Raw genomic sequence first — 18,580 nt, forward strand, 5'->3', positions numbered from 1 at the left:
GGGACACACGATACGGAGGGGCCGCCCGTGCATTACCTGGTGAGGTGCTCGGGGCCGAAGGCTTGCGGGAGCATCTCGGAGAGCGGAAGGAGACCGGCCGGGGTCTCCAGGACGAGGTCGGGGCCGCCGAACTCGTACAGCAGCTGGCGGCAGCGGCCGCACGGGACGAGGATCTCGCCGTGGCCGTCGACGCAGGTGAAGTGCGTGAGCCGGCCGCCCCCGGTGTTCTGGAGCTGCGAGACCAGTCCGCACTCGGCGCACAGGCCGAGCCCGTACGAGGCGTTCTCCACGTTGCATCCGGAGACCACCCGGCCGTCGTCGACCAGGGCCGCGACCCCGACCGGGTAGCCCGAGTAGGGGGCGTACGCGCGGGACATCGCCTCGCGCGCCGCCTCCCGCAGGGCCTCCCAGTCGACGGCCGCGGACGCGGTGCCGGCCGGCGTCACTTTCCTTGCCCCCGCCGGTAGGGCATGCCGTCGGCCTTCGGCATCCGCAGGCGCTGCGCGGAGAGCGCGAGGACGAGCAGCGTGACGACGTACGGGGTGGCGGTGACGACCTGGTTCGGGACCTCGTTGGTGCTGGTGTACCAGAGGAACACCAGCACCCCGATGAGGGTGGTGACCGCCGCGTGGACGTAGCGCTTCTTCCATACGAAGTACGCGGCGCCGATGACCAGCAGCAGCGCCAGGAGGAGCAGCAGCGCGTGGACGTTGGTGCCGCCGCCGCGGAGCTTGAGGCTGTCGGTGTAGCCGAACAGGCCGGCGCCGAGGGCGAGCCCGCCCGGCATCCAGTTGCCGAAGATCATCGCGGCGAGGCCGATGTAGCCGCGGCCGCCGGTCTGGCCCTCCAGGTAGATGTTGGAGGCGACCAGGGACAGGAAGGCGCCGCCGAGTCCGGCGAAGCCGCCGGAGATGACGACGGCCAGGTACTTGTACTTGTAGACGTTGACGCCGAGGGACTCGGCGGCCACCGGGTTCTCGCCGCAGGAGCGCAGCCGCAGGCCGAAGGAGGTGCGCCACAGCACCCACCAGGTGACCGGGACGAGCGCGACGGCGACCACGGTGAGCGGCGACAGGTTGGTGAAGATGCCGCCGATCAGGCCGGCCAGGTCGGAGACCAGGAACCAGTGTTTGCCGTTGAGGGTCTGCAGCCAGTCCGAGAGCCCCGGGATGTCGAAGGTGCCGAGCGAGTCGACGGGCGGCGACTGCTTGGACGTACCGCCCTCCTCGCCCTCGAAGGCGAAGGTCGACAGATAGCGGGTGGCGCCGAGGGCCAGGATGTTGATGGCCACACCGGAGACGATGTGGTTGACGTTGAAGGTGACGGTGACGACGGCGTGCAGCAGGCCGCCGAGGGCGCCGCCGATGATGCCGAACGCGACACCGGTCCACGGGCCCCACTGGAAGCCGGCCCAGGCACCGAACCAGGTGCCGAGGATCATCATGCCTTCGAGGCCGATGTTGACGACGCCCGCGCGCTCCGCCCACAGGCCGCCGAGACCGGCGAGGCCGATCGGTACGGCCAGGCGCAGGGCGGTGGACATCTGGCCGGTGGAGGTGATGCCGTTCGCGTCGGTGATCAGCCGGACGGCGGAGACGAGGACCAGCAGGCCCGCGACGGCCAGGAGCAGGACCGGGAGCGAGATACGGCGGCGGCCCCGGGCGGGCTTCGGCGCCTGCGGCTTGGCGACGGTCGAGGTGCTCATCGGGCAGCCACCTCCTTCTTGGAGTTGTCGTTGGCGGCGGCCGCGGCCAGTTCGGCGCCGACGCGCCGCTGCTGGCGGCGCAGGCCCCAGACGCGTACGGCCTCGTAGGAGACGACGACCGCGATCACGATGAGGCCCTGCATGATCACCGCGATCTCCTTGTCGTACGCCACCGGGGTCGCGTAGTCGAGGGCGGGCGAAGCCTTGTCGAGGAAGGCGACGAGCAGGGCGGCGAAGGCGATGCCGACCGGGTTGTTGCGGCCGAGCAGCGCGATGGTGATGCCGGTGAAGCCGAGGCCGGTCGGGAAGGACAGGCTGTAGGTGTGGGCGTCGCCGAGGAGGATCGGCAGGCCCGCGAGGCCGGCCATGCCGCCGGAGATGAGCATCGCGGTGAGGACCATCCGCTTGGCGTCCACGCCGGAGGCGGCCGCCGCGGTCTCGGAGGCGCCGGTGGCGCGCAGGTCGAAGCCGAAGCGGGTGCGGTTGAGGACCAGCCAGTACAGGACGCCCGCGAGGACGGCGATCAGGGTGAAGCCGTAGATCTCGCCCGCGTCGCCCATGTCGAAGCCGGGGAACCAGCCGGACTCCTTCATGACTCCGGTGGTCTGGTTGTTGCCGAGCGGCTGGCCCCAGACCTCGGTGAGGGTGAGGTAGCCGATGAGGCTGGTGGCGATGGCGTTGAGCATGATCGTCGCGACGACCTCGCTCACCCCGCGGGTGACCTTGAGGACGCCCGCGATACCGGCCCAGAAGGCGCCGGTGAGCACCGCGATCAGCATCAGGAACGGGATCTGCAGGGCGGCCGGCAGCGAGACGTGCGCGCCGACGACCGCGGTCATCATGGCGGCGAGGCGGTACTGGCCGTCGACGCCGATGTTGAAGAGGTTCATGCGGAAGCCGACGGCGACCGCGAGGGCGGCGAGGTAGTAGACGCCGGCCTGGTTGATGATCAGGACCTGGACGTCGGCGAACCCGGCCTGCTCGAACATCAGGGTGTACGGCTCGATCGGGTTCTTGCCCGAGGCGATCAGCACGAACGAGGTCAGCAGTACGGCCGCCACGAGCGCGATGACCGGTCCGGCCACCGCGAGGAGCACGCGCTCCTTGTCGAACTTCTTCATCGGGCCTCGTCCTCCGGGGCTTCCACTGCCTGCGCTGTGTGCTCTTCGCGCGCTGCCTGCTCCACGTGCTCCAGGTGGCCGGTCGCGGCGCCTGTCATGGCCGAGCCCAGCTCCTCCGGAGTGATGGTCGCCGGGTCGGCGTCCGCGACGAGCCTGCCGTTGTAGATCACCCGGAGGGTGTCGGAGAGGCCGATCAGCTCGTCCAGGTCGGCGGAGATCAGCAGTACGGCCAGACCTTCCCGGCGGGCCTCGCGGATCTGGTCCCAGATGGCGGCCTGGGCGCCGACGTCCACCCCGCGGGTGGGGTGGGCGGCGATCAGGAAGCGCGGCTTGTGGCTCATCTCGCGGCCGACGATCAGCTTCTGCTGGTTGCCGCCGGACAGCGAGGCCGCGGTGACGTCGATGCCGGGGGTGCGGACGTCGTACTCCTCGACGATGCGGCGGGTGTCGTCCTGGGCGCCCTTGGGGTCCAGCCAGAAGCCCTTGCTGTTGGGCTTCTCGGTGACATGGCCGAGGATGCGGTTCTCCCACAGCGGGGCTTCCAGGAGGAGGCCGTGGCGGTGGCGGTCCTCGGGGATGTAGCCGACGCCCTGCTCGCGGCGCCTGCGGGTGGGCCAGGAGGTGATCTCCTCGCCTTGGAAGCGCAGGGTGCCCGAGTCGGCGTTCTTGAGGCCGATCAGGGCGTCGACCAGTTCGGTCTGGCCGTTGCCCTCGACACCGGCGATGCCCATGACCTCACCGGCGTGGATGGTGAAGGTGACGTCGTCGAGGACACGCTTGGCGTCGCCGCCGGCCGCGGTGTCGGTGAGCAGCCCGCCGACCGCGGTCCCGCCGGCCGGCCCGGTCCCGCCCGCTGCCCCGACCGACCCGGTCTCGCCGAGCGAGGCGCCGTCGGCCGCGTACACGGTGAGGCCCTCGACCTGGACGACGGGCTTGTCGGTGACCGTCGACTCGGCGGTCTCCGGTGTGGGCAGTTCGCTGCCGACCATCATCTCGGCGAGCTGCCGCGAGGTGGTCTCGGCGGGGACGGCCGTGCCGACCGTGGTGCCGCGGCGGATGACGGTGATCTCGTCGGCGACCGACAGGACCTCGCCCAGCTTGTGGGAGATGAAGATGACGGACAGGCCCTCCGCCTTGAGCTCGCGGAGGTTGTCGAAGAGCGCGTCGACCTCCTGCGGCACGAGGACGGCGGTGGGCTCGTCCAGGATGAGGATGCGGGCGCCGCGGTAGAGGACCTTGAGGATCTCCACGCGCTGGCGGTCGGCGACGCCGAGGTCCTCGACGAGGGCGTCCGGGCGTACGCCGAGGCCGTACCGCTCGGAGATCTCCCGGATCTTCTGGCGGGCGGCGGCGCCGATGCCGTACAGCTTCTCGCTGCCCAGGACGACGTTCTCGAGGACGGTGAGGTAGTCGGCCAGCATGAAGTGCTGGTGGACCATGCCGATGCCGCGCGCGATGGCGTCGGCGGGGCTGGCGAAGGTGACCTGCCGGCCGTCGACCGCGATGGTGCCCTCGTCCGGCTTCTGCATGCCGTAGAGGATCTTCATCAGGGTCGACTTGCCGGCGCCGTTCTCGCCGACGAGGGCGTGCACGGTGCCCTTGCGGACGGACAGGTGGATGTCGTGGTTGGCGACGACACCGGGGAACCGTTTGGTGATCCCCGCCAGTTCGACCGACACGGCGGACTGTGGCTGTGACTGTGCGGCGAGCGGGGGGCTGCTGGACGCGTCGATGGCGTACTCCTCGGAAAAGGGGCCATCTACGCGCGTAGCGCCCCTGCTTCAACTGCTACTGCGGAGGTCGAGCGTTCCGGGCATACACCCACTTCCCGGACGGACCCGGATCATCCGCCGCGCGAACGGGGCGCGGGAAGGCCATCCTTCCCACACCCCGTTTTCGCGACCGTAACGCTGCCATTACAGCGCCCGATTGACCATGGTTACCACGAACGGTTGCTACGAGGTCTTGACCTTGATGGTGCCGTCGTTGATGCCTTCGGTGGCCTTCTTCAGGGCCTCCTGCAGCTTGGCGTTGCCCTTGAACTCGGGGTTCGAGTCCGCGAGACCCACACCGCCGGTCTTGAGGGAGGCACGCACGACACCGGTCGCGGGCTTGCCGTCCTGGACCGACTTGGCGAGGTTGTAGACCGCGCCCGCGACGTCCTTGGTGGCCGAGGTGAGGATGTACTGCTTGTACGCCTTGAGGGCGTCCTGGCTGTACTGGTCGGAGTCGACGCCGATCGCGTACACCTTCGCGGCGGCGGCGGCCTCGATGACGCCCTGACCGGACAGGCCCGCGGCGTGGTAGACCACGTCGGCGCCGTCCTCGATCTGGCCCTCGGCGGCGGTCTTGCCCTTGTCGGGGCTGGCGAAGCCGCCGTCCTCGGCCTTCTCGGTCAGGAACTGCGAGACGACCTTGACCTTCGGGTTCGTGTCCGCGACGCCCTGCTTGTATCCCGCCTCGAACTTGTGGATCAGCGGGATGTCCACGCCGCCGACGAAACCGACCGTCCTGGACTTGGTGGTCAGGGCCGCCGTGACGCCCGCGAGGTAGGAAGCCTGCTCCTCGTGGAAGACCATGTCGGCGACGTTCTTCTTGTCGATCGTCTCGTCGTCGACGATGCCGAAGGTCGTCTTCGGGAACTTGTCCGCGGCCTCGGCGACGGCCGGCGCGTAGGCGTAGCCGACGCCGATCACCGGGTTGTAGCCGGCCTTGGCCAGCGTCTCCAGGCGCTGCACCTTGTCGGCGTCCGACTCGCCGTCGGTCGGCTCGACGGCCTTGGAGCCGTACTTGAACTCCGCGGCGGCCTTCTCCATGCCGGCGGTGGCGGCGTCGTTGAAGGACTGGTCGCCCTTGCCGCCGACGTCGTACGCGATGGCGAGGCCCTTGGTCTTGCCGTCGCCGCTGTCGGCGGCGTCGTTGGAAGTGCCGCCGCAGGCGGCGAGGGCGGCGGTGAGGGTAGCGGTCGCAACGCCCGCGACAGCGATTCGGGACACCCGGCGCATGGTGCGTGACTCCTTAGTGCATGCGCCTGTACAGGCGCTGGTTCCGCCGCAGCGTAACGCGCGTAGACCAGACGGAAAACCCCTTCTGTCCGGTCCGTTACCGAGCTGTGGCCACAGATGAACCACAGACTACGGAACGTCGCACGCCCCTTGCGGGAGGCGGCTGCCTTCTACCGGCCGGAGGTGTGTCGTCGACTGCGGGCCGGTGGGGGCGGGCCGCGCAGTTCCCCGCGCCCCTTACGGGGCGCGACTGACGACACCCCCCGGCCACCGCCCTGAAGGGGCGCGGGGAACTGCGCGATCAGCCCCCACCGGCCCGCAGCCGTGGACGCACCACCGCGGCCGGGGCGGCGCAGCCCCGTCCGTCAGGGGCGCGGGGAACTGCGCGGCCGGCCCCCACCGGCCCGCAGCCGACGGGCTGCCCCGCCGCTTATCCGCACCCGCCGGAGGCGCTAGTCAGTCTTGACCGTCACCTTGCCGCTGATGATGTCTTCCTTGGCCTTGTCGACGGCCGCGACGACATCGGTCATCGCCTTGTACTTCGGGTTGGAGTCGGCGAAGCCCACCCCGCCCGACTTCAGGTCCCCGCGGTGCTCGCCGGAGAGCGGCTTCCCCTCCACGACGGACTTGGTGACCTCGTACACGGCGCCGCCGACGTCCTTCAGGGCGGAGCCGAGGATCCAGTCCTTGGACGCGGCGAGGGCCTTCTGCTTGTACTGGTCCGAGTCGACGCCGATCGCCCAGACCTTCTCGGCCGCGGCCTCCTGGATGACGCCCTGGCCCGACAGACCGGCCGCGTGGTAGATCACGTCGGCGCCGGCCTCGATCTGGCCGCTGGCGGCCTCCTTGCCCATGCTCGGGTTGGCGAACCCGCCGTCCTCGGGCTTCTCGGTGAGGTACCGCTTCTCGACCTTGATCTTCGGGTCGACCGAGGCGACGCCCTGGACGAAGCCCGCCTCGAACTTGTGGATCAGCGGGATGTCCACGCCGCCGATGAAGCCGACGTGGTCCTTCTTGCTGGCCTTGGCGGCGGCGACTCCGGCGAGGTAGGACGCCTGCTCCTCGGCGAACACCATGTCCGCCACGTTCTCCGCCTTCACCTGGGCGTCGTCGATGACGGCGAAGGTCACCTTCGGGTACTTGGCGGAGACCTCCTTCACGGCGGGGGCGTAGATGTAGCCGACGCCGATGATGGGGTTGTAGCCGGCCTTCGCCATCTGGGTCAGGCGCTGCACCTTGTCGGCGTCCGACTCGCCGTCGCTCGGCTCGATGTCGTTGCCGCCGACCTTGAACTCCTTGCGGGCCTTCTCGAACCCGGAGAACGCGGCGTCGTTGAAGGACTGGTCGCCGCGCCCGCCGATGTCGTAGGCGAGCCCGATGCCCTTGCCCTGGTAGCCGGAGCCCGACTCGGTGTCGCTGCCCGACGACTCGTCGCTGGTCTCACCGCAGCCGGCGGCCGCGAGGACGACGACCGCGGCGGCGGCAGCGGCCCGGGTGAGCCTTGTCCTCCGAGAAATCCGAGAGATCCGACGCATGAGAGAGCACCCCTTACATTCCCCAAAGGCGCCGTTGCCGACGCTGACTGCGGCGAACGGTAACGCGCGTAGAAGGGGAGGGGAACGGGGTTGTTCCCGGCCGTTATCGATTCGTGCCGACGACCGGTTACGAACGCCCGCCGCCGGTTACGTACGAGTGACACAAGGGGACGAAGGGGTGCCGACCGGGGCACCCCTCGCCCCCGCGCCCTCACCGCGCGCGGGCTCCGGGTCAGCCGCGGGCCGTCAGCAGGGCGGCGGCGGTGAAGAGCTCGACGCCCACCGTGATGGCCGACTCGTCGGCGTCGAAGTCGCCCTGGTGCAGGTCGCGCACGGTCCGCTCGCCCGGCGTGCGCACCCCGAGGCGGGCCATGGCGCCGGGCACGTGCTCCAGGTACCAGGAGAAGTCCTCCCCGCCCAGGCTCTGCTCGGTGCTCTCCACGGAGCCGGCGCCGAGCCGGGCGGTCATCGCGTCGCGCAGCAGATCGCTCACGCCGGGATCGTTGACGACCGGCGGCACCCCGCGTACGTAGTTGATCTCGGACTTGGCGCGGTGGAGCGTCGCGACCTCGTCGATCGCGGCGTGCACCAGGTCGGGTGCGGTCCGCCATGCCTCCAGGTCCAGGCACCGTACGGTCCCGGAGAGTTCGGCGTGCTGCGGGATCACGTTGCAGGCGTGGCCCGACTCGATGCGCCCCCAGGTCAGGGAGAGCCCGGAGCGCGCGTCGGCCCGGCGGGCGACGACGGCCGGCACGTCGACGGCGACCCGGGCGGCGGCGGTGACGAGATCGGTGGTGAGGTGCGGCCGCGCGGTGTGCCCGCCGGGGCCGTCCAGCGCGACCTCGATCCGGTCGCAGGCGGAGGTGATGGGCCCGTGCCGCAGTCCGATGCGGCCGGCGTCGACCCTCGGGTCGCAGTGGACGGCGACGATCCGGCCGACGCCGTCCAGCCCGCCGCACTTGATGACGTCGGTGGCGCCGCCGGGCAGCACCTCCTCCGCGGGCTGGAAGATCAGGCGTACGGCCCGGTCGAGGAGACCCTTCTCATACAGGTCCGCGAGGACGAGGGCGGCGCCCAGCACGACGGTCGTGTGCACGTCGTGCCCGCAGGCGTGGGCCCGGTCCGGCACGGTCGACCGGTACGCGCAGCCGGTCTTCGTGTCCGGGATGGGCAGTCCGTCGATGTCCGCGCGCAGGGCGAGCATCGGCAGGGCCGGGTCCGGTACGCCGATGTCACAGATGAGCCCGGTGCCCGTGTCGAGCACACGGGGCCGCAACCCCGCCCGCTCCAGCCGCTCCTTGATCGCGGCGGTGGTACGGAACTCCTGGTTGCCCAGCTCCGGGTGCATGTGCAGGTCTCGTCGGAACGCGACGAGTTCGGCGCGCAGCGCTTCGGACAGCGCGCCGGGAAGCGACGCCTCCCCGGACGAATCGGCCTCGGACTCTTGCGACATCAGTTGGTTCACCCTCTGAAGGGTAGGGCGACGCGACGGCCAACCGACCTGCGATCAACAAAACTTCAACTCGTTCTGGGCAGAAAATGTGACCGTGCGACGCATAGATATTGACTGGCTTGGGTAAGCTCGCCCGGCTTTCCGGGAGCTCGTTCCCGGGTCCCCGGGAACCGGCCCTCTACGCATACCACGCATACGTCCCCCCGAACGGTTCTGTTCAGCTGCCGGACAGCGCCGCGGTGGAGTCCGCCTGGAGTCTCAGGTGGCGGTGACCGCCGACAGCCGGTGGACGTCGCGGGCCGTGCCGGTGACGCCGGACAGGAATCCCTGGGCGCGGGGCGAGGCGCTCTCCGTGAGCCAGGCGGGGTCGATGTCGAAGACGGCGACCTTGACCTCCGTACCGGCCAGCGCGAGCGGCAGGGTGTGCACCACCGTCGAGGGGAAGCTCAGGATCGTCCGGCCGATGGGTCCGCGCCGGGCGATCAGTTCGAGGGGGAGGTCCGGGCGGACGATCTCCAGGCCGGCCTCGGTGGCGAGCCGGTGCAGCTTCTCGGGACTCTCCCTGCGGTGGGCGAAGTAGCGGGTGGCCCCGTAGGTGCCGGCCAGCCCCTTCACCGCCTCCAGGTAGCGGTCGGGGTCCACGACCCCCGTCTCCACCAGGGACGTGCCGACCAGGTCCGCGCCCTTGGTGATGCGGGGCGGGCCGAACCGGGCGCGGGTCCAGGCGAAGTCGTTGGCCGTGATGTCGACGCCCTCGGGCGTCTCGGTGATCGGCATGGAGGAGAAGACCTCGACCCGCCGTCCCGTTCCGGGGGTGAGCCGGCGGCGGGCCCGGGCCGAGACCGGTGCGAAGACCAGGTCCCGGGCCCCGGGGCGTCCGCCGCGCCGGTGCCAGCGCACCAGGCGTTCACCGCGCGCGAGCTGGGAGACGAACTCCATGGTCGCGGTCCCGTCGTCCACGACGACGAGGTCGCGGGCGCGGGTGATGTTCAGCAGCAGTTGCACGTACCGCGAGAAGGGGTCGCCCATCACGATCCGCCGTGCCCGCCGCAGCAGGGGCGCGAGTCCGCCGACCGTGTGGAAGGGCGCGGACGTGCCGCCCCTCGCCTCCTCCCACCGCACCTCGTAGCCCTCGTCGCGGGCCAGCTCGGCCATGCGCCGCAGCTGTCCGCGGGTCATCGGGTCGGTCGGCGACAGGACGACGAGGGTGAGCCCGGTACCGGCCTCGCCGGGCCTGGCGTCACCGGACCTGCCGGGCCTGCCCGACCCGCCGGGCCTCCCGGACCGGCCGAACCTGCCGGTTCCGCCGGGCCGGCCGGCCCCCAGCTCCGGACCCGGGGGCCCGGAGGTCTCGCCGGTGCTCCTGGCGGCGGCGGCCTTGAGGGCGTGCGCGTGCGCCCACTCCAGGACGTTCAGGAGCTGCACCGGGCTTTCGACGAAAGCCAGCGTGGCGGGTGGCTGGGGGCCGGTGGACCCGGCGCGGGGACTCATCGACGTAAGACCGTCGCTTCCCTGGAATCGGAAGGGGTGGGAGTGACTCAGACCGAGACGGGCTCGCCGGCGGCCGCGGCGATCTCGGCCTCGGCGACGACGCCGGAGACGCGGCGCAGCTTCTTCATCGGGCCCAGCTCGGACTCGTAGACCTTCTTGACGCCGTCGCCGAGGGACGCCTCGATGGTGCGGATGTCGCGCACCAGGCGGGTCAGGCCCTGCGGCTCGACGGAGGCGGCCTGGTCGGAGCCCCACATCGCGCGGTCCAGGGTGATGTGACGCTCGACGAAGGTGGCGCCGAGGGCGACCGCGGCGAGCGTGGTCTGCAGGCCGGTCTCGTGGCCGGAGTAGCCGATCGGGACGTTCGGGTACTCGGCCTGGAGGGTGTTGATGACGCGGAGGTTGAGCTCCTCGGCCTGCGCCGGGTACGTCGAGGTGGCGTGGCACATCAGGATGTTGTCGCTGCCGAGGACCTCGACCGCGTGGCGGATCTGCTTCGGCGTCGACATGCCGGTGGAGAGGATGACCGTGCGGCCGGTGGCACGCAGGGCGCGCAGCAGCTCGTCGTCGGTGAGGGAGGCGGAGGCGACCTTGTGGGCCGGGACGTCGAACTTCTCCAGGAACGCGACGGCCTCGGTGTCCCACGGGGAGGCGAACCAGTCGATGTTCTTCGACTTGGCGTACTCGTCGATCTGGCGGTACTCGTCCTCGCCGAACTCCACGCGGTGGCGGTAGTCGATGTAGGTCATGCGGCCCCAGGGGGTGTCGCGCTCGATGTCCCACTGGTCGCGCGGGGTGCAGATCTCCGGGGTGCGCTTCTGGAACTTCACGGCGTCGCAGCCGGCCTCGGCGGCCGCGTCGATCAGCTTGAAGGCGTTCTCGAGCTCGCCGTTGTGGTTGATGCCGATCTCGCCGACGACGTAGACGGGGTGGCCGGGGCCGGCGGTCTTCGAACCGAACTTGCGCAGGCGGGAGTTGGTGCTCATGGTGGAGACGTTCCTTACTTGTCGAGGGAATCGAGAGAAGGGCCGAGGATCCAGCTGGCGATCTCTCGGATCGCGCCGTCGCCACCGGGGACGGTGGTGACCGCGCGCGCGGCGCCGCGTACGACGTCGTGGGCGCTCGCGACCGCCACGGGCCAGCCCACGAGGGCGAAGCACGGGAGGTCGTTGACGTCGTTGCCGACGTAGAGCACGCGCTCGGGCGCGATGCCCTGTTCCTCGCACCACTGCTTCAGCGCGAGGTCTTTCCGGTCGATGCCGTGCAGCACGGGGATCTTGAGCTTCCGTGCGCGGGCGGCGACGACCGGGTTCTGCTCCGTGGAGAGGATCAGCATCGTCAGGCCGCTCCTGCGGAGGGCCGCGATGCCGAGTCCGTCCCCGCGGTGCACGGAGACGAACTCCTTTCCGTCGGAGTCGATCAGCACCCTGTCGTCGGTCTGGGTGCCGTCGAAGTCGAGGACGACCGCGTCGATGTCTTCGGCGGTCGGGAGGGTGCCGGGCCGGTTCGCGTCGAAGAGCGGCGCGAGGGCCCGGGCGCGGGCGAGGTCGTGCGGGTCGTCGATCTCCAGGACCCGCGCGGGGTCGGTGCGGACGAGTTCGGTCCGCCCGAAGAAGCGGTGCTTGTGCTCCCGCAGGCCCGCCGCGTTCATGCAGTACGCGGCGCCGGTCTCCAGGAGGTCCTGGGGCCGGTCCTGGCGGCGGGGGCGGAACGATTTGTCATGGTTGACGCCGTAACCGCCGTCCGTAAGGGTGGCGTCGACCACTGCCGTACCGCCGCCCACGGAACGGGTCGCCCCGGTGTCGACCGCGGCCGGGTCGTCGTCGGCGTCGCGCCAGATGAACCCGTGGAAGGGCGCCACGGTCAGCGCGGTGTCCGCGCCGTTCTCCACGACCGCGCCCGCCACCCCGTCGATGTCCTCGCGGATGATGAAGGGGCTGGTGCACTGTACGAGGAGTACGGCGTCCACCGGGGAGCCGTGCAGCGCCTCGTGGGCGTCCATGGCGTGCAGGACGGCCGCCTCGGAGGTCGCCGTGTCGCCGGCGATGGCGGCGGGCCGCAGCACGACCTCGGCGCCGGCCTGGCGGGCGGCGGCGGCGATCGCCTGGTCGTCGGTGGAGACCACGACGTCCGTGACGAGCCGGGCCGCACGGCACTCGCGCACGGCGCGGGCGACCAGCGGGACACCGCCGACGGGCAGCAGGTTCTTGGCGGGAACGCCCTTGGACCCGCCCCGCGCGGGAATCACCGCGAGCACACGCGGCACCGACTTGAGCCGTCCCGCTTCCGAGTTGGTCATGCGCTGTACTCCTTGATGAGGGGCTGGCGTATGGCGCCCCGGAAGGGGCGCGGGGAACTGCGCGACCAGCCACGACGGACCCGCAGATTCGGGACGGCGTCCGCCGCGGAGCGAGCCGTCACAGCTCCCCCATCCGCCGGATGACGGGCGCCACCCGCTGCACCCCGTGCCGATAGGCCCCGCGGGCGGCCCTGCGCACGATCTGCCGGACGGGCCCCGGCTCCCGGTCGGCGTCGGGCGCCCCCGGCAGCGGACTGCCGTCCGGCGCGAGGTGGTGACGGGCGAGGATGCCGGGCAGGTAACCGGGCGCGGTGGCAGGCGTGTAGTAGGGGGCGAGGCCGGGCAGCGGCCCGCCCGCGAGCAGTCCGGCGATCCGTTCGCGCGCCGCGTCGAAGGCCGTCTCGTACGAGCCGCCCTCCGTGGCGGAACCGCCGGCGGCGACTCCCTGCCGGGCGACCCAGCGTTCGTCGGGCGACGGTGTGTGCCCGTCGTCGAGCTGGTCCCAGGAGGCGAGGCAGCCGGAGCCCACGAAGTGGTGGTTGCCGAGCGACTCGCGCACTCCGAGGTCGGTGAGGACGACGGTGGGGATGCGGCGGTGCAGGGACTCGAGGGCCGCCGTGGAGCTGACGGTGACCAGCAGGTCCGTACGGTCGAGGACCTCGCCCATGTGCCCGTACACGAGGCGGAAGTTGGCGGGCAGGCCGCCCGGGATCCGCTCCGCGAGTCGCTGGTAGGGCTGCTCCTCGATGTGCGTGGTGTGCTCGCCCGGCTTGGAGCGCAGCTTCAGCAGGACTTCGCGCTCCGGGTGCAGCCTGGCGTGCTGGACGAGCCGGTTCAGCAGGTACGTACGGTCCTTGCGGCTCTCCGGTACGGAGGGCTGCGCGGCGAAGACGACCGTGTACGGGTCGTGCTTCTCGTACGGGTCGCCGCCGAGGAACGGCAGCGCGACCTCGGTCACCGAGGAGGCGTCGGCGCCCACTCCCTCGTACACGGCGCGGAAACGGTCCGCGTCCTGGCGGGAGTTGGCGAGGACGAGGTCCGCGCCGTGCCGCAGCAGCAGCCCGTCGGCGAGTTTCTCGTAGACGACGCCGACATAGCCGGTGACGACCACGGGCCGCTTCACGCTGCCCGTCGCCGCGCGTTCGCGCCACTGGTGGGAGAGCCCGTGCAGCATCGCCTGCACGCCGCCCCCCACGAGGGACAGCACGAGGACGTCGTACGCCGGCTCCTCGCGGGCCATCTCCCGGAGGAACTCCACGGCGGTGACCTCCCGCAGGGAGTCCGCGCGGACGCCGACCTCTTCGAGCTGACGGGCGGTGGGGGTCGCACGGCCCCTCAGGAGGTAGCCGTCGAGCCTGATGTCCGAATCGGCCGGTGCGATACGGTTCGCGGTGAGCGCGCCCCATTTCCACCGGGTGTCGGAATCGGCGAGGACGGCTGCTCGCAGGGACTTCGGGGTACTTGCTGGCACACCGAAGACGCTAGGAAGCGATGGAGATCCCTGGCCCAACCGAAATACAACAAAGGGTTAACAGCACATCGCCGAATGGCGAATCAGGCCCGGATCGGCCCGCTATAAGACCCGGTTCACCATTCCGCCACGTGTCGTTCACCTGACATCTCACCACTGGTCAAGACGAATGCCGGGCCGCCGCCTAACGTCACGTGGGTGGTCAAGCTCTCCGTCATCGTGCCGTTCTACAACGTGCAGCAATATGCGCCCGACACCCTGAAGAGCCTGCGTGCCAACGCACGCGAGGACTTCGAGTTCATTCTCGTCGACGACTGCTCCCGCGACGAGACACCGGACATCCTCGCGCGCGCGGAGCGCGAGCTCCCGGGCGCGGTGCATGTCAGACACGAGAAGAACGGAGGACTGGCCACCGCGCGCAACACAGGGATCGACGCGGCGCGTGGCGAGTACCTCACGTTCCTCGACGGGGACGACTGGCTCGCCCCCGGTTACTACGAGCAACTCCTCGCCGCCATCGAGGGATTGGGATGCGACTTCGTGCGCACGGACCATGTCCAGTGCACCGCGCGGGCCCGCACCATCCACCGCGTGCCGCACGGCAGGCGCGGTGTCGTCCTGGATCCGCGCGAGGCGATCCTGCCCGCCGACCGCTCCACGTCCGTCGACTACGCGTACGCGTGGGCCGGCATCTACCACCGGCGGCTGGCCGACCGGGGCCTGCTGCACTTCACCGACGGGCTGCGCACGGCCGAGGACCGGCCGTGGATCTGGAAACTGCACAGGGAGGCGGAGTCGTTCGCCACGGTGGGGCTGCTCGGTGTGTTCTACCGGCGTGGGGTCGCCTCCTCGCTGACACAGATCGGTGACGTACGGCAGCTCGACTTCATTCGCGCGTTCGACCAGGTGATAAGTGAAACGGCCCAGGACCGGGAGGCGGATAAACTCCTGCCGAAGGCCGTGCGGACCTACTGTGCGATTATTTCCCATCACCTGGGATCCATCGAAAGGTTCGAGCCGGCCGTGGCACGGAAACTGAAGTCGATGAGTGCGGTCGCATTGCGGCGTATGCCGCAGGACGTCCTCGACGACGCCCTCGACTCCATGGACATACAGCGCGCGACGCGACTGCGTCGGCTGCGCCGCCGTCCGGCGGCCACGGGGGTGTCCGCGTGACGACCCAGATCTTCATGGCGTCGACGCTGTACGGCACGGCGACGCTCGCCGCGGCCGTCGACTCCGGCTGCTTCGGCCCCGCGGACCGTCGCATCCTGCTCGTCTCCAACAACTCCGCGACGCCCGAGACGACACCCGGCGTCGACGAGATGCCCGGCTTCGGGCAGCTGCGCGCCCGGTTCGACGACGTCATCTCGTGGAACGAGACCATCTCCCCGTTCCACCCGGGCGGCTGGGCCCCGCGGCTCGACGACGTACCCCTGTGGGAGCGGCATCTGCGGCTCGCCTGGGGTCTGGGCGACGACGACGTGGAGCTGACCGTCGAGTCGATCCAGGTGAACCCGGCGCTCGGCATGACGCAGATCTTCACGGGCGCCCCCGTCACCGTCTACGCGGACGGCCTGATGAGCTACGGCCCGACCCGCAGCAAGATCGACCCGCTGGTCGGCACCCGCATCGACCGGCTGCTCCACCTGGACCTGGTGCCGGGCCTCACCCCGCTGCTGCTCACGGAGTTCGGCGTCGAGCCGGAGATCGTGCCGACGGCCGCCTTCACGGACGTCCTCGCCGAGCTGGTGAAGACGGGCGACGAACTGCCCGCCATCGACCAGCCGGCCCTGCTGCTCGGCCAGTACCTGTCGGCCCTCGGCATCCTCACCGCCGAGGAGGAGGAGGACCTGCACGTCCGGATGCTCAGGGGCGCCGTCGCGCTCGGCCACGAGCGCGTGGTGTTCAAGCCGCACCCGAGCGCACCGGCCCGCTGGTCGCGTGCCCTGGAGAAGGAGGCCGAACGGATCGGCGCCGACCTCTCGGTGCTCGACACCCCGGTCCTCGCCGAGGTGCTCTACCAGCGGATGCGGCCCGCGCTGGTCGTCGGCTGCTTCTCCACCGCCCTGCTCACCGCCTCCGCGCTGTACGGCCTCCCCGTCGCGCGCATCGGCACCGAGCCGCTCCTCGAACGCCTCACCCCGTACGAGAACAGCAACCGCGTTCCGGTCACCATCGTGGACGCCATACTGCCCGAACTGACGGACCGCGAGGCGGTCACCCAGCAGCGCCCGGGCATGGGCCCGGACGATCTGGGCGAGCTGGTACGGGCCGTGGGCTTCGCCATGCAGCCCAAGATCTACCCCTCCACGCGGCCGGACGCCGAGCGCTATCTGGCACGGCATCTGGACGACCACACCTGGCGCTACTTCAAGCGGCGGCGCCTCACCTCGCTGGGGCTGCCCGGCGCGGTACCCGCGCAGCTCGCCTTCATCCCGCGCAACGCGACCGTACGACGTGTGGCCAAGCGCGCCCGATCCCTGAAGAGGGCAACGCTCGGATGAGCACGATGAACTCCTCGCCCGCCCCGGCGTCCACGCTGGAGGCCGAGGCGGGCGATCGGCCGCCTGTCCCGCCCCGGATAGTTCCGCAGAAGCGCGTGCCCCGGCTGCGCGCGCTGGACGGGCTCCGGCTGATCGCCGCGCTGATGGTCGCCGCGTACCACTACGGCGGCCGGGGCGGCGAGGTGACCGGGGCCTGGGGCAGCTCGGCGCAGCTCCAGTTCCCCACGCTGCACACCTGGTTCGCGTACGGCTGCCTGGGTGTGCAGATCTTCTTCGTGATCAGCGGCTTCGTGATCTGCATGAGCGGCTGGGGGCGGAGCCTGCGCTCGTTCTTCGCCTCCCGGGCCTCACGACTGCTGCCGTCGTACTGGGCGGCGGTCGTCCTCGTCACGGCGGTCTTCGCGCTGCCCGCGGTCGCCTACGAAGCCGTCTCGCCCAGCGACGCGCTGGTGAACCTGACTCTGATGCAGCAGCCGCTCGGCGCCGACCGGGTGCTCGGGGTCTGCTGGACGCTGTGGGCGGAGGTCCGCTTCTACGCGCTGTTCGCGCTCTGCATCGTCCTGCCGGGGGCGACCAGGCAGCGCGTGATCCTGTTCTGCGCGGGCTGGACGCTCGCCGCGGCGATCGCGCAGGCCGCACGGGAACCGCTGCTCGACCTGATCCTGATGCCCGAGTACGCGCCTTTCTTCATCGGCGGCATCGGCCTGTACCTCGTCCACCGCGACCGGCGTGACGCGTACGCCTGGGGCATCGTGGGCGTGAGCTGGCTGATCGGCCAGCACTACGCGGTGGCGGGGCTGTGGCACGCGCCCGACCCGTCGCACTTCTCCTACCGGACCTCGACCGGGATCATCCTGGTCGTCACCCTCGGCTTCCTGGCGGTCGCCGCGATCGCGCTGGGGTGGCTGAACCGGGCCAACTGGCCGTGGCTGACCGTGGCCGGGGCGCTGACGTACCCCTTCTACCTGGTCCACGAGCACCTGGGCTGGGTCGCCATCAAGGCGTACCACCAGAGCCTGGGCATCCCGTCGTACGCGACGGCGCTGCTCACCGTCGTGACGATGCTGGTCCTGGCGTGGCTGCTGAACCACTACGTCGAGGACCGGTTGGCCCCTCGGCTGCGCTCGGCGCTGTCCCGGCCGCGCTGAACGTTCTCGAGAATCTCGCCGAGCACGTCGCCGGCCTCGTCGAGGAGGCCGGCGAGCTCGGACATCCGCCGGGCCAGTTCGGCCCGGGCGGCGGGATCGGGGACGAAGCCGGCCAGCGGGTCGGGCCGCCCGTCCGGTGCCTCGTCCGACCCCCCACCCGGTGTCCCGGCCGGCGTCACCGGCGGCCCGGTCGGTGCCGGTTCAGCTGCTTCCACGGCGGGCCTCGATCCCTGTCAGCAGCAGCATGAGCCCTTCCTCGAAACCCTCGTCGTAGTTCTCGAAGATCGCCGGGCCCGCGGCCGCCGACAGGGGGAAGTCGGCGAGCAGTTCGGCGCGCGCGGTCATGTCGTAGCCCTCCCGGCGCTCCCCCGGCAGGGGGTACACGCCCTGCTCCTCGGTGACGAAGCCCAGCGTGAACAGGTACGCGGTGTTGGTGGCGCGTACCGCCTGCCGGAGGGTGAACCCGGCGTCCACGAAGGCGCGCAGGTTCTCCTCCATCGGGGCGGCGTGCACGATGCCGGTGAACCGGGAGCCGCTGAAGACCCTGGCCCCGTCGCGGTAGCTCAGCAGCGCCGCGCGCAGGCCGCGGCTCGACGCCAGCAGCCGCTCGCGCCAGTCCGCGCCGGCCGGGATCCGCGTACCGGCGGTCATCCGCCGGTACATCTCCGTGGCCATCTCGTCCAGCAGCGCCTGCTTGTCCTTGAAGTGCCAGTAGAGCGCGGGCGCCTTGACGTCCAGTTCCTTGGCGATGGCGCGCAGGCTCAGGCCGTCGAGCCCGACGTCGTTCAGCAGACGCAGCGCCGTGTCGGCAACCAGCCCTCGGTCGATCTTCCCCACTGCCACGC

Annotated in this window: 16 protein-coding genes; 3 read left to right on the forward strand and 13 right to left on the reverse strand. The window is 70.8% G+C overall.

Features of this window, described 5'->3' with window-relative positions; genetic code table 11:
• Positions 1 to 32 precede the first annotated feature (32 nt).
• The 11 genes from ACFYXC_RS10665 to ACFYXC_RS10715 all read right to left on the reverse strand — a co-directional run bounded on the left by ACFYXC_RS10665 (position 33) and on the right by ACFYXC_RS10715 (position 14,080).
• A complete protein-coding gene (locus ACFYXC_RS10665; RefSeq protein ID WP_389549301.1) occupies positions 33 to 446 on the reverse strand; it encodes a cytidine deaminase in 414 nt (137 codons plus the stop codon).
• Positions 443 to 1,705, reverse strand: a complete 1,263-nt coding sequence (locus tag ACFYXC_RS10670; protein ID WP_389549304.1) for an ABC transporter permease — start codon at positions 1,703 to 1,705, stop codon at positions 443 to 445. The genes ACFYXC_RS10665 and ACFYXC_RS10670 overlap by 4 nt, the downstream gene beginning before the upstream one ends.
• Positions 1,702 to 2,826: an ABC transporter permease gene (locus tag ACFYXC_RS10675; RefSeq protein WP_388914514.1), complete on the reverse strand. Its 1,125-nt coding sequence runs from the start codon at positions 2,824 to 2,826 to the stop codon at positions 1,702 to 1,704. The genes ACFYXC_RS10670 and ACFYXC_RS10675 overlap by 4 nt, the downstream gene beginning before the upstream one ends.
• Complete coding sequence (locus tag ACFYXC_RS10680) at positions 2,823 to 4,559, reverse strand: ABC transporter ATP-binding protein (RefSeq protein ID WP_389550009.1); 1,737 nt, start codon at positions 4,557 to 4,559, stop codon at positions 2,823 to 2,825. The genes ACFYXC_RS10675 and ACFYXC_RS10680 overlap by 4 nt, the downstream gene beginning before the upstream one ends.
• A 222-nt stretch (positions 4,560 to 4,781) precedes the next feature.
• On the reverse strand, positions 4,782 to 5,831 hold the full coding sequence (locus tag ACFYXC_RS10685) for a BMP family protein (RefSeq protein WP_388914511.1): 1,050 nt from the start codon (positions 5,829 to 5,831) through the stop codon (positions 4,782 to 4,784).
• Between the two features lie 452 nt (positions 5,832 to 6,283).
• Positions 6,284 to 7,366: a BMP family protein gene (locus ACFYXC_RS10690; RefSeq protein ID WP_388914508.1), complete on the reverse strand. Its 1,083-nt coding sequence runs from the start codon at positions 7,364 to 7,366 to the stop codon at positions 6,284 to 6,286.
• A gap of 232 nt (positions 7,367 to 7,598) precedes the next feature.
• Positions 7,599 to 8,819 carry an amidohydrolase gene (locus ACFYXC_RS10695; protein WP_388914505.1) on the reverse strand — a complete coding sequence of 407 codons (1,221 nt, stop codon included), beginning with the start codon at positions 8,817 to 8,819 and terminating at the stop codon, positions 7,599 to 7,601.
• Between the two features lie 258 nt (positions 8,820 to 9,077).
• Positions 9,078 to 10,310 carry a hypothetical protein gene (locus ACFYXC_RS10700; RefSeq protein ID WP_389549310.1) on the reverse strand — a complete coding sequence of 411 codons (1,233 nt, stop codon included), beginning with the start codon at positions 10,308 to 10,310 and terminating at the stop codon, positions 9,078 to 9,080.
• A gap of 47 nt (positions 10,311 to 10,357) precedes the next feature.
• Entirely contained in the window at positions 10,358 to 11,296 is a 939-nt protein-coding gene (locus ACFYXC_RS10705; protein WP_388914499.1) for an N-acetylneuraminate synthase family protein, read from the reverse strand.
• A gap of 14 nt (positions 11,297 to 11,310) precedes the next feature.
• A complete protein-coding gene (locus ACFYXC_RS10710; protein ID WP_389549314.1) occupies positions 11,311 to 12,609 on the reverse strand; it encodes a cytidylyltransferase domain-containing protein in 1,299 nt (432 codons plus the stop codon).
• A gap of 118 nt (positions 12,610 to 12,727) precedes the next feature.
• Entirely contained in the window at positions 12,728 to 14,080 is a 1,353-nt protein-coding gene (locus ACFYXC_RS10715) for a DUF6716 putative glycosyltransferase (RefSeq protein WP_388914492.1), read from the reverse strand.
• A 198-nt stretch (positions 14,081 to 14,278) separates the two neighbouring features.
• On the opposite strand from ACFYXC_RS10715, the gene ACFYXC_RS10720 reads away from it, so the two are divergent.
• From ACFYXC_RS10720 to ACFYXC_RS10730, 3 genes are read left to right on the forward strand one after another with little or no spacing between them, the layout of a single operon-like run.
• Positions 14,279 to 15,256, forward strand: coding sequence for a glycosyltransferase family 2 protein (locus ACFYXC_RS10720; protein WP_388914489.1), 978 nt, complete (start codon positions 14,279 to 14,281; stop codon positions 15,254 to 15,256).
• The gene (locus ACFYXC_RS10725; RefSeq protein ID WP_389549319.1) at positions 15,253 to 16,587 is read left to right on the forward strand and encodes an alpha-2,8-polysialyltransferase family protein; all 1,335 of its coding nucleotides are present in this window, start codon (positions 15,253 to 15,255) and stop codon (positions 16,585 to 16,587) included. The genes ACFYXC_RS10720 and ACFYXC_RS10725 overlap by 4 nt, the downstream gene beginning before the upstream one ends.
• On the forward strand, positions 16,584 to 17,735 hold the full coding sequence (locus ACFYXC_RS10730; RefSeq protein WP_388914483.1) for an acyltransferase family protein: 1,152 nt from the start codon (positions 16,584 to 16,586) through the stop codon (positions 17,733 to 17,735). Before ACFYXC_RS10725 ends, ACFYXC_RS10730 begins: the two co-directional genes overlap by 4 nt.
• Here ACFYXC_RS10730 and ACFYXC_RS10735 read toward each other — a convergent pair.
• On the reverse strand, positions 17,678 to 17,950 hold the full coding sequence (locus ACFYXC_RS10735) for a hypothetical protein (RefSeq protein ID WP_389549322.1): 273 nt from the start codon (positions 17,948 to 17,950) through the stop codon (positions 17,678 to 17,680). The genes ACFYXC_RS10730 and ACFYXC_RS10735 overlap by 58 nt on opposite strands.
• The gene (locus ACFYXC_RS10740; RefSeq protein WP_389549325.1) at positions 17,937 to 18,578 is read right to left on the reverse strand and encodes a TetR/AcrR family transcriptional regulator; all 642 of its coding nucleotides are present in this window, start codon (positions 18,576 to 18,578) and stop codon (positions 17,937 to 17,939) included. The genes ACFYXC_RS10735 and ACFYXC_RS10740 overlap by 14 nt, the downstream gene beginning before the upstream one ends.
• Positions 18,579 to 18,580: the final 2 nt, after the last annotated feature.

It is taken from the genome of Streptomyces sp. NPDC002701, from assembly GCF_042889045.1.
Classification (GTDB): Bacteria; Actinomycetota; Actinomycetes; order Streptomycetales; family Streptomycetaceae; genus Streptomyces.

What these genes read in the sequence shown, in the direction of transcription:
- ACFYXC_RS10670 (WP_389549304.1), bottom strand. Translation starts at nt 1,705, where the DNA reads ATGAGCACCTCGACCGTCGCCAAGCCGCAGGCGCCGAAGCCCGCCCGG.
- ACFYXC_RS10675 (WP_388914514.1), bottom strand. Translation starts at nt 2,826, where the DNA reads ATGAAGAAGTTCGACAAGGAGCGCGTGCTCCTCGCGGTGGCCGGACCG.
- ACFYXC_RS10685 (WP_388914511.1), bottom strand. Translation starts at nt 5,831, where the DNA reads ATGCGCCGGGTGTCCCGAATCGCTGTCGCGGGCGTTGCGACCGCTACC.
- ACFYXC_RS10690 (WP_388914508.1), bottom strand. Translation starts at nt 7,366, where the DNA reads ATGCGTCGGATCTCTCGGATTTCTCGGAGGACAAGGCTCACCCGGGCC.
- ACFYXC_RS10695 (WP_388914505.1), bottom strand. Translation starts at nt 8,819, where the DNA reads ATGTCGCAAGAGTCCGAGGCCGATTCGTCCGGGGAGGCGTCGCTTCCC.
- ACFYXC_RS10700 (WP_389549310.1), bottom strand. Translation starts at nt 10,310, where the DNA reads ATGAGTCCCCGCGCCGGGTCCACCGGCCCCCAGCCACCCGCCACGCTG.
- ACFYXC_RS10705 (WP_388914499.1), bottom strand. Translation starts at nt 11,296, where the DNA reads ATGAGCACCAACTCCCGCCTGCGCAAGTTCGGTTCGAAGACCGCCGGC.
- ACFYXC_RS10710 (WP_389549314.1), bottom strand. Translation starts at nt 12,609, where the DNA reads ATGACCAACTCGGAAGCGGGACGGCTCAAGTCGGTGCCGCGTGTGCTC.
- ACFYXC_RS10730 (WP_388914483.1), top strand. Translation starts at nt 16,584, where the DNA reads ATGAGCACGATGAACTCCTCGCCCGCCCCGGCGTCCACGCTGGAGGCC.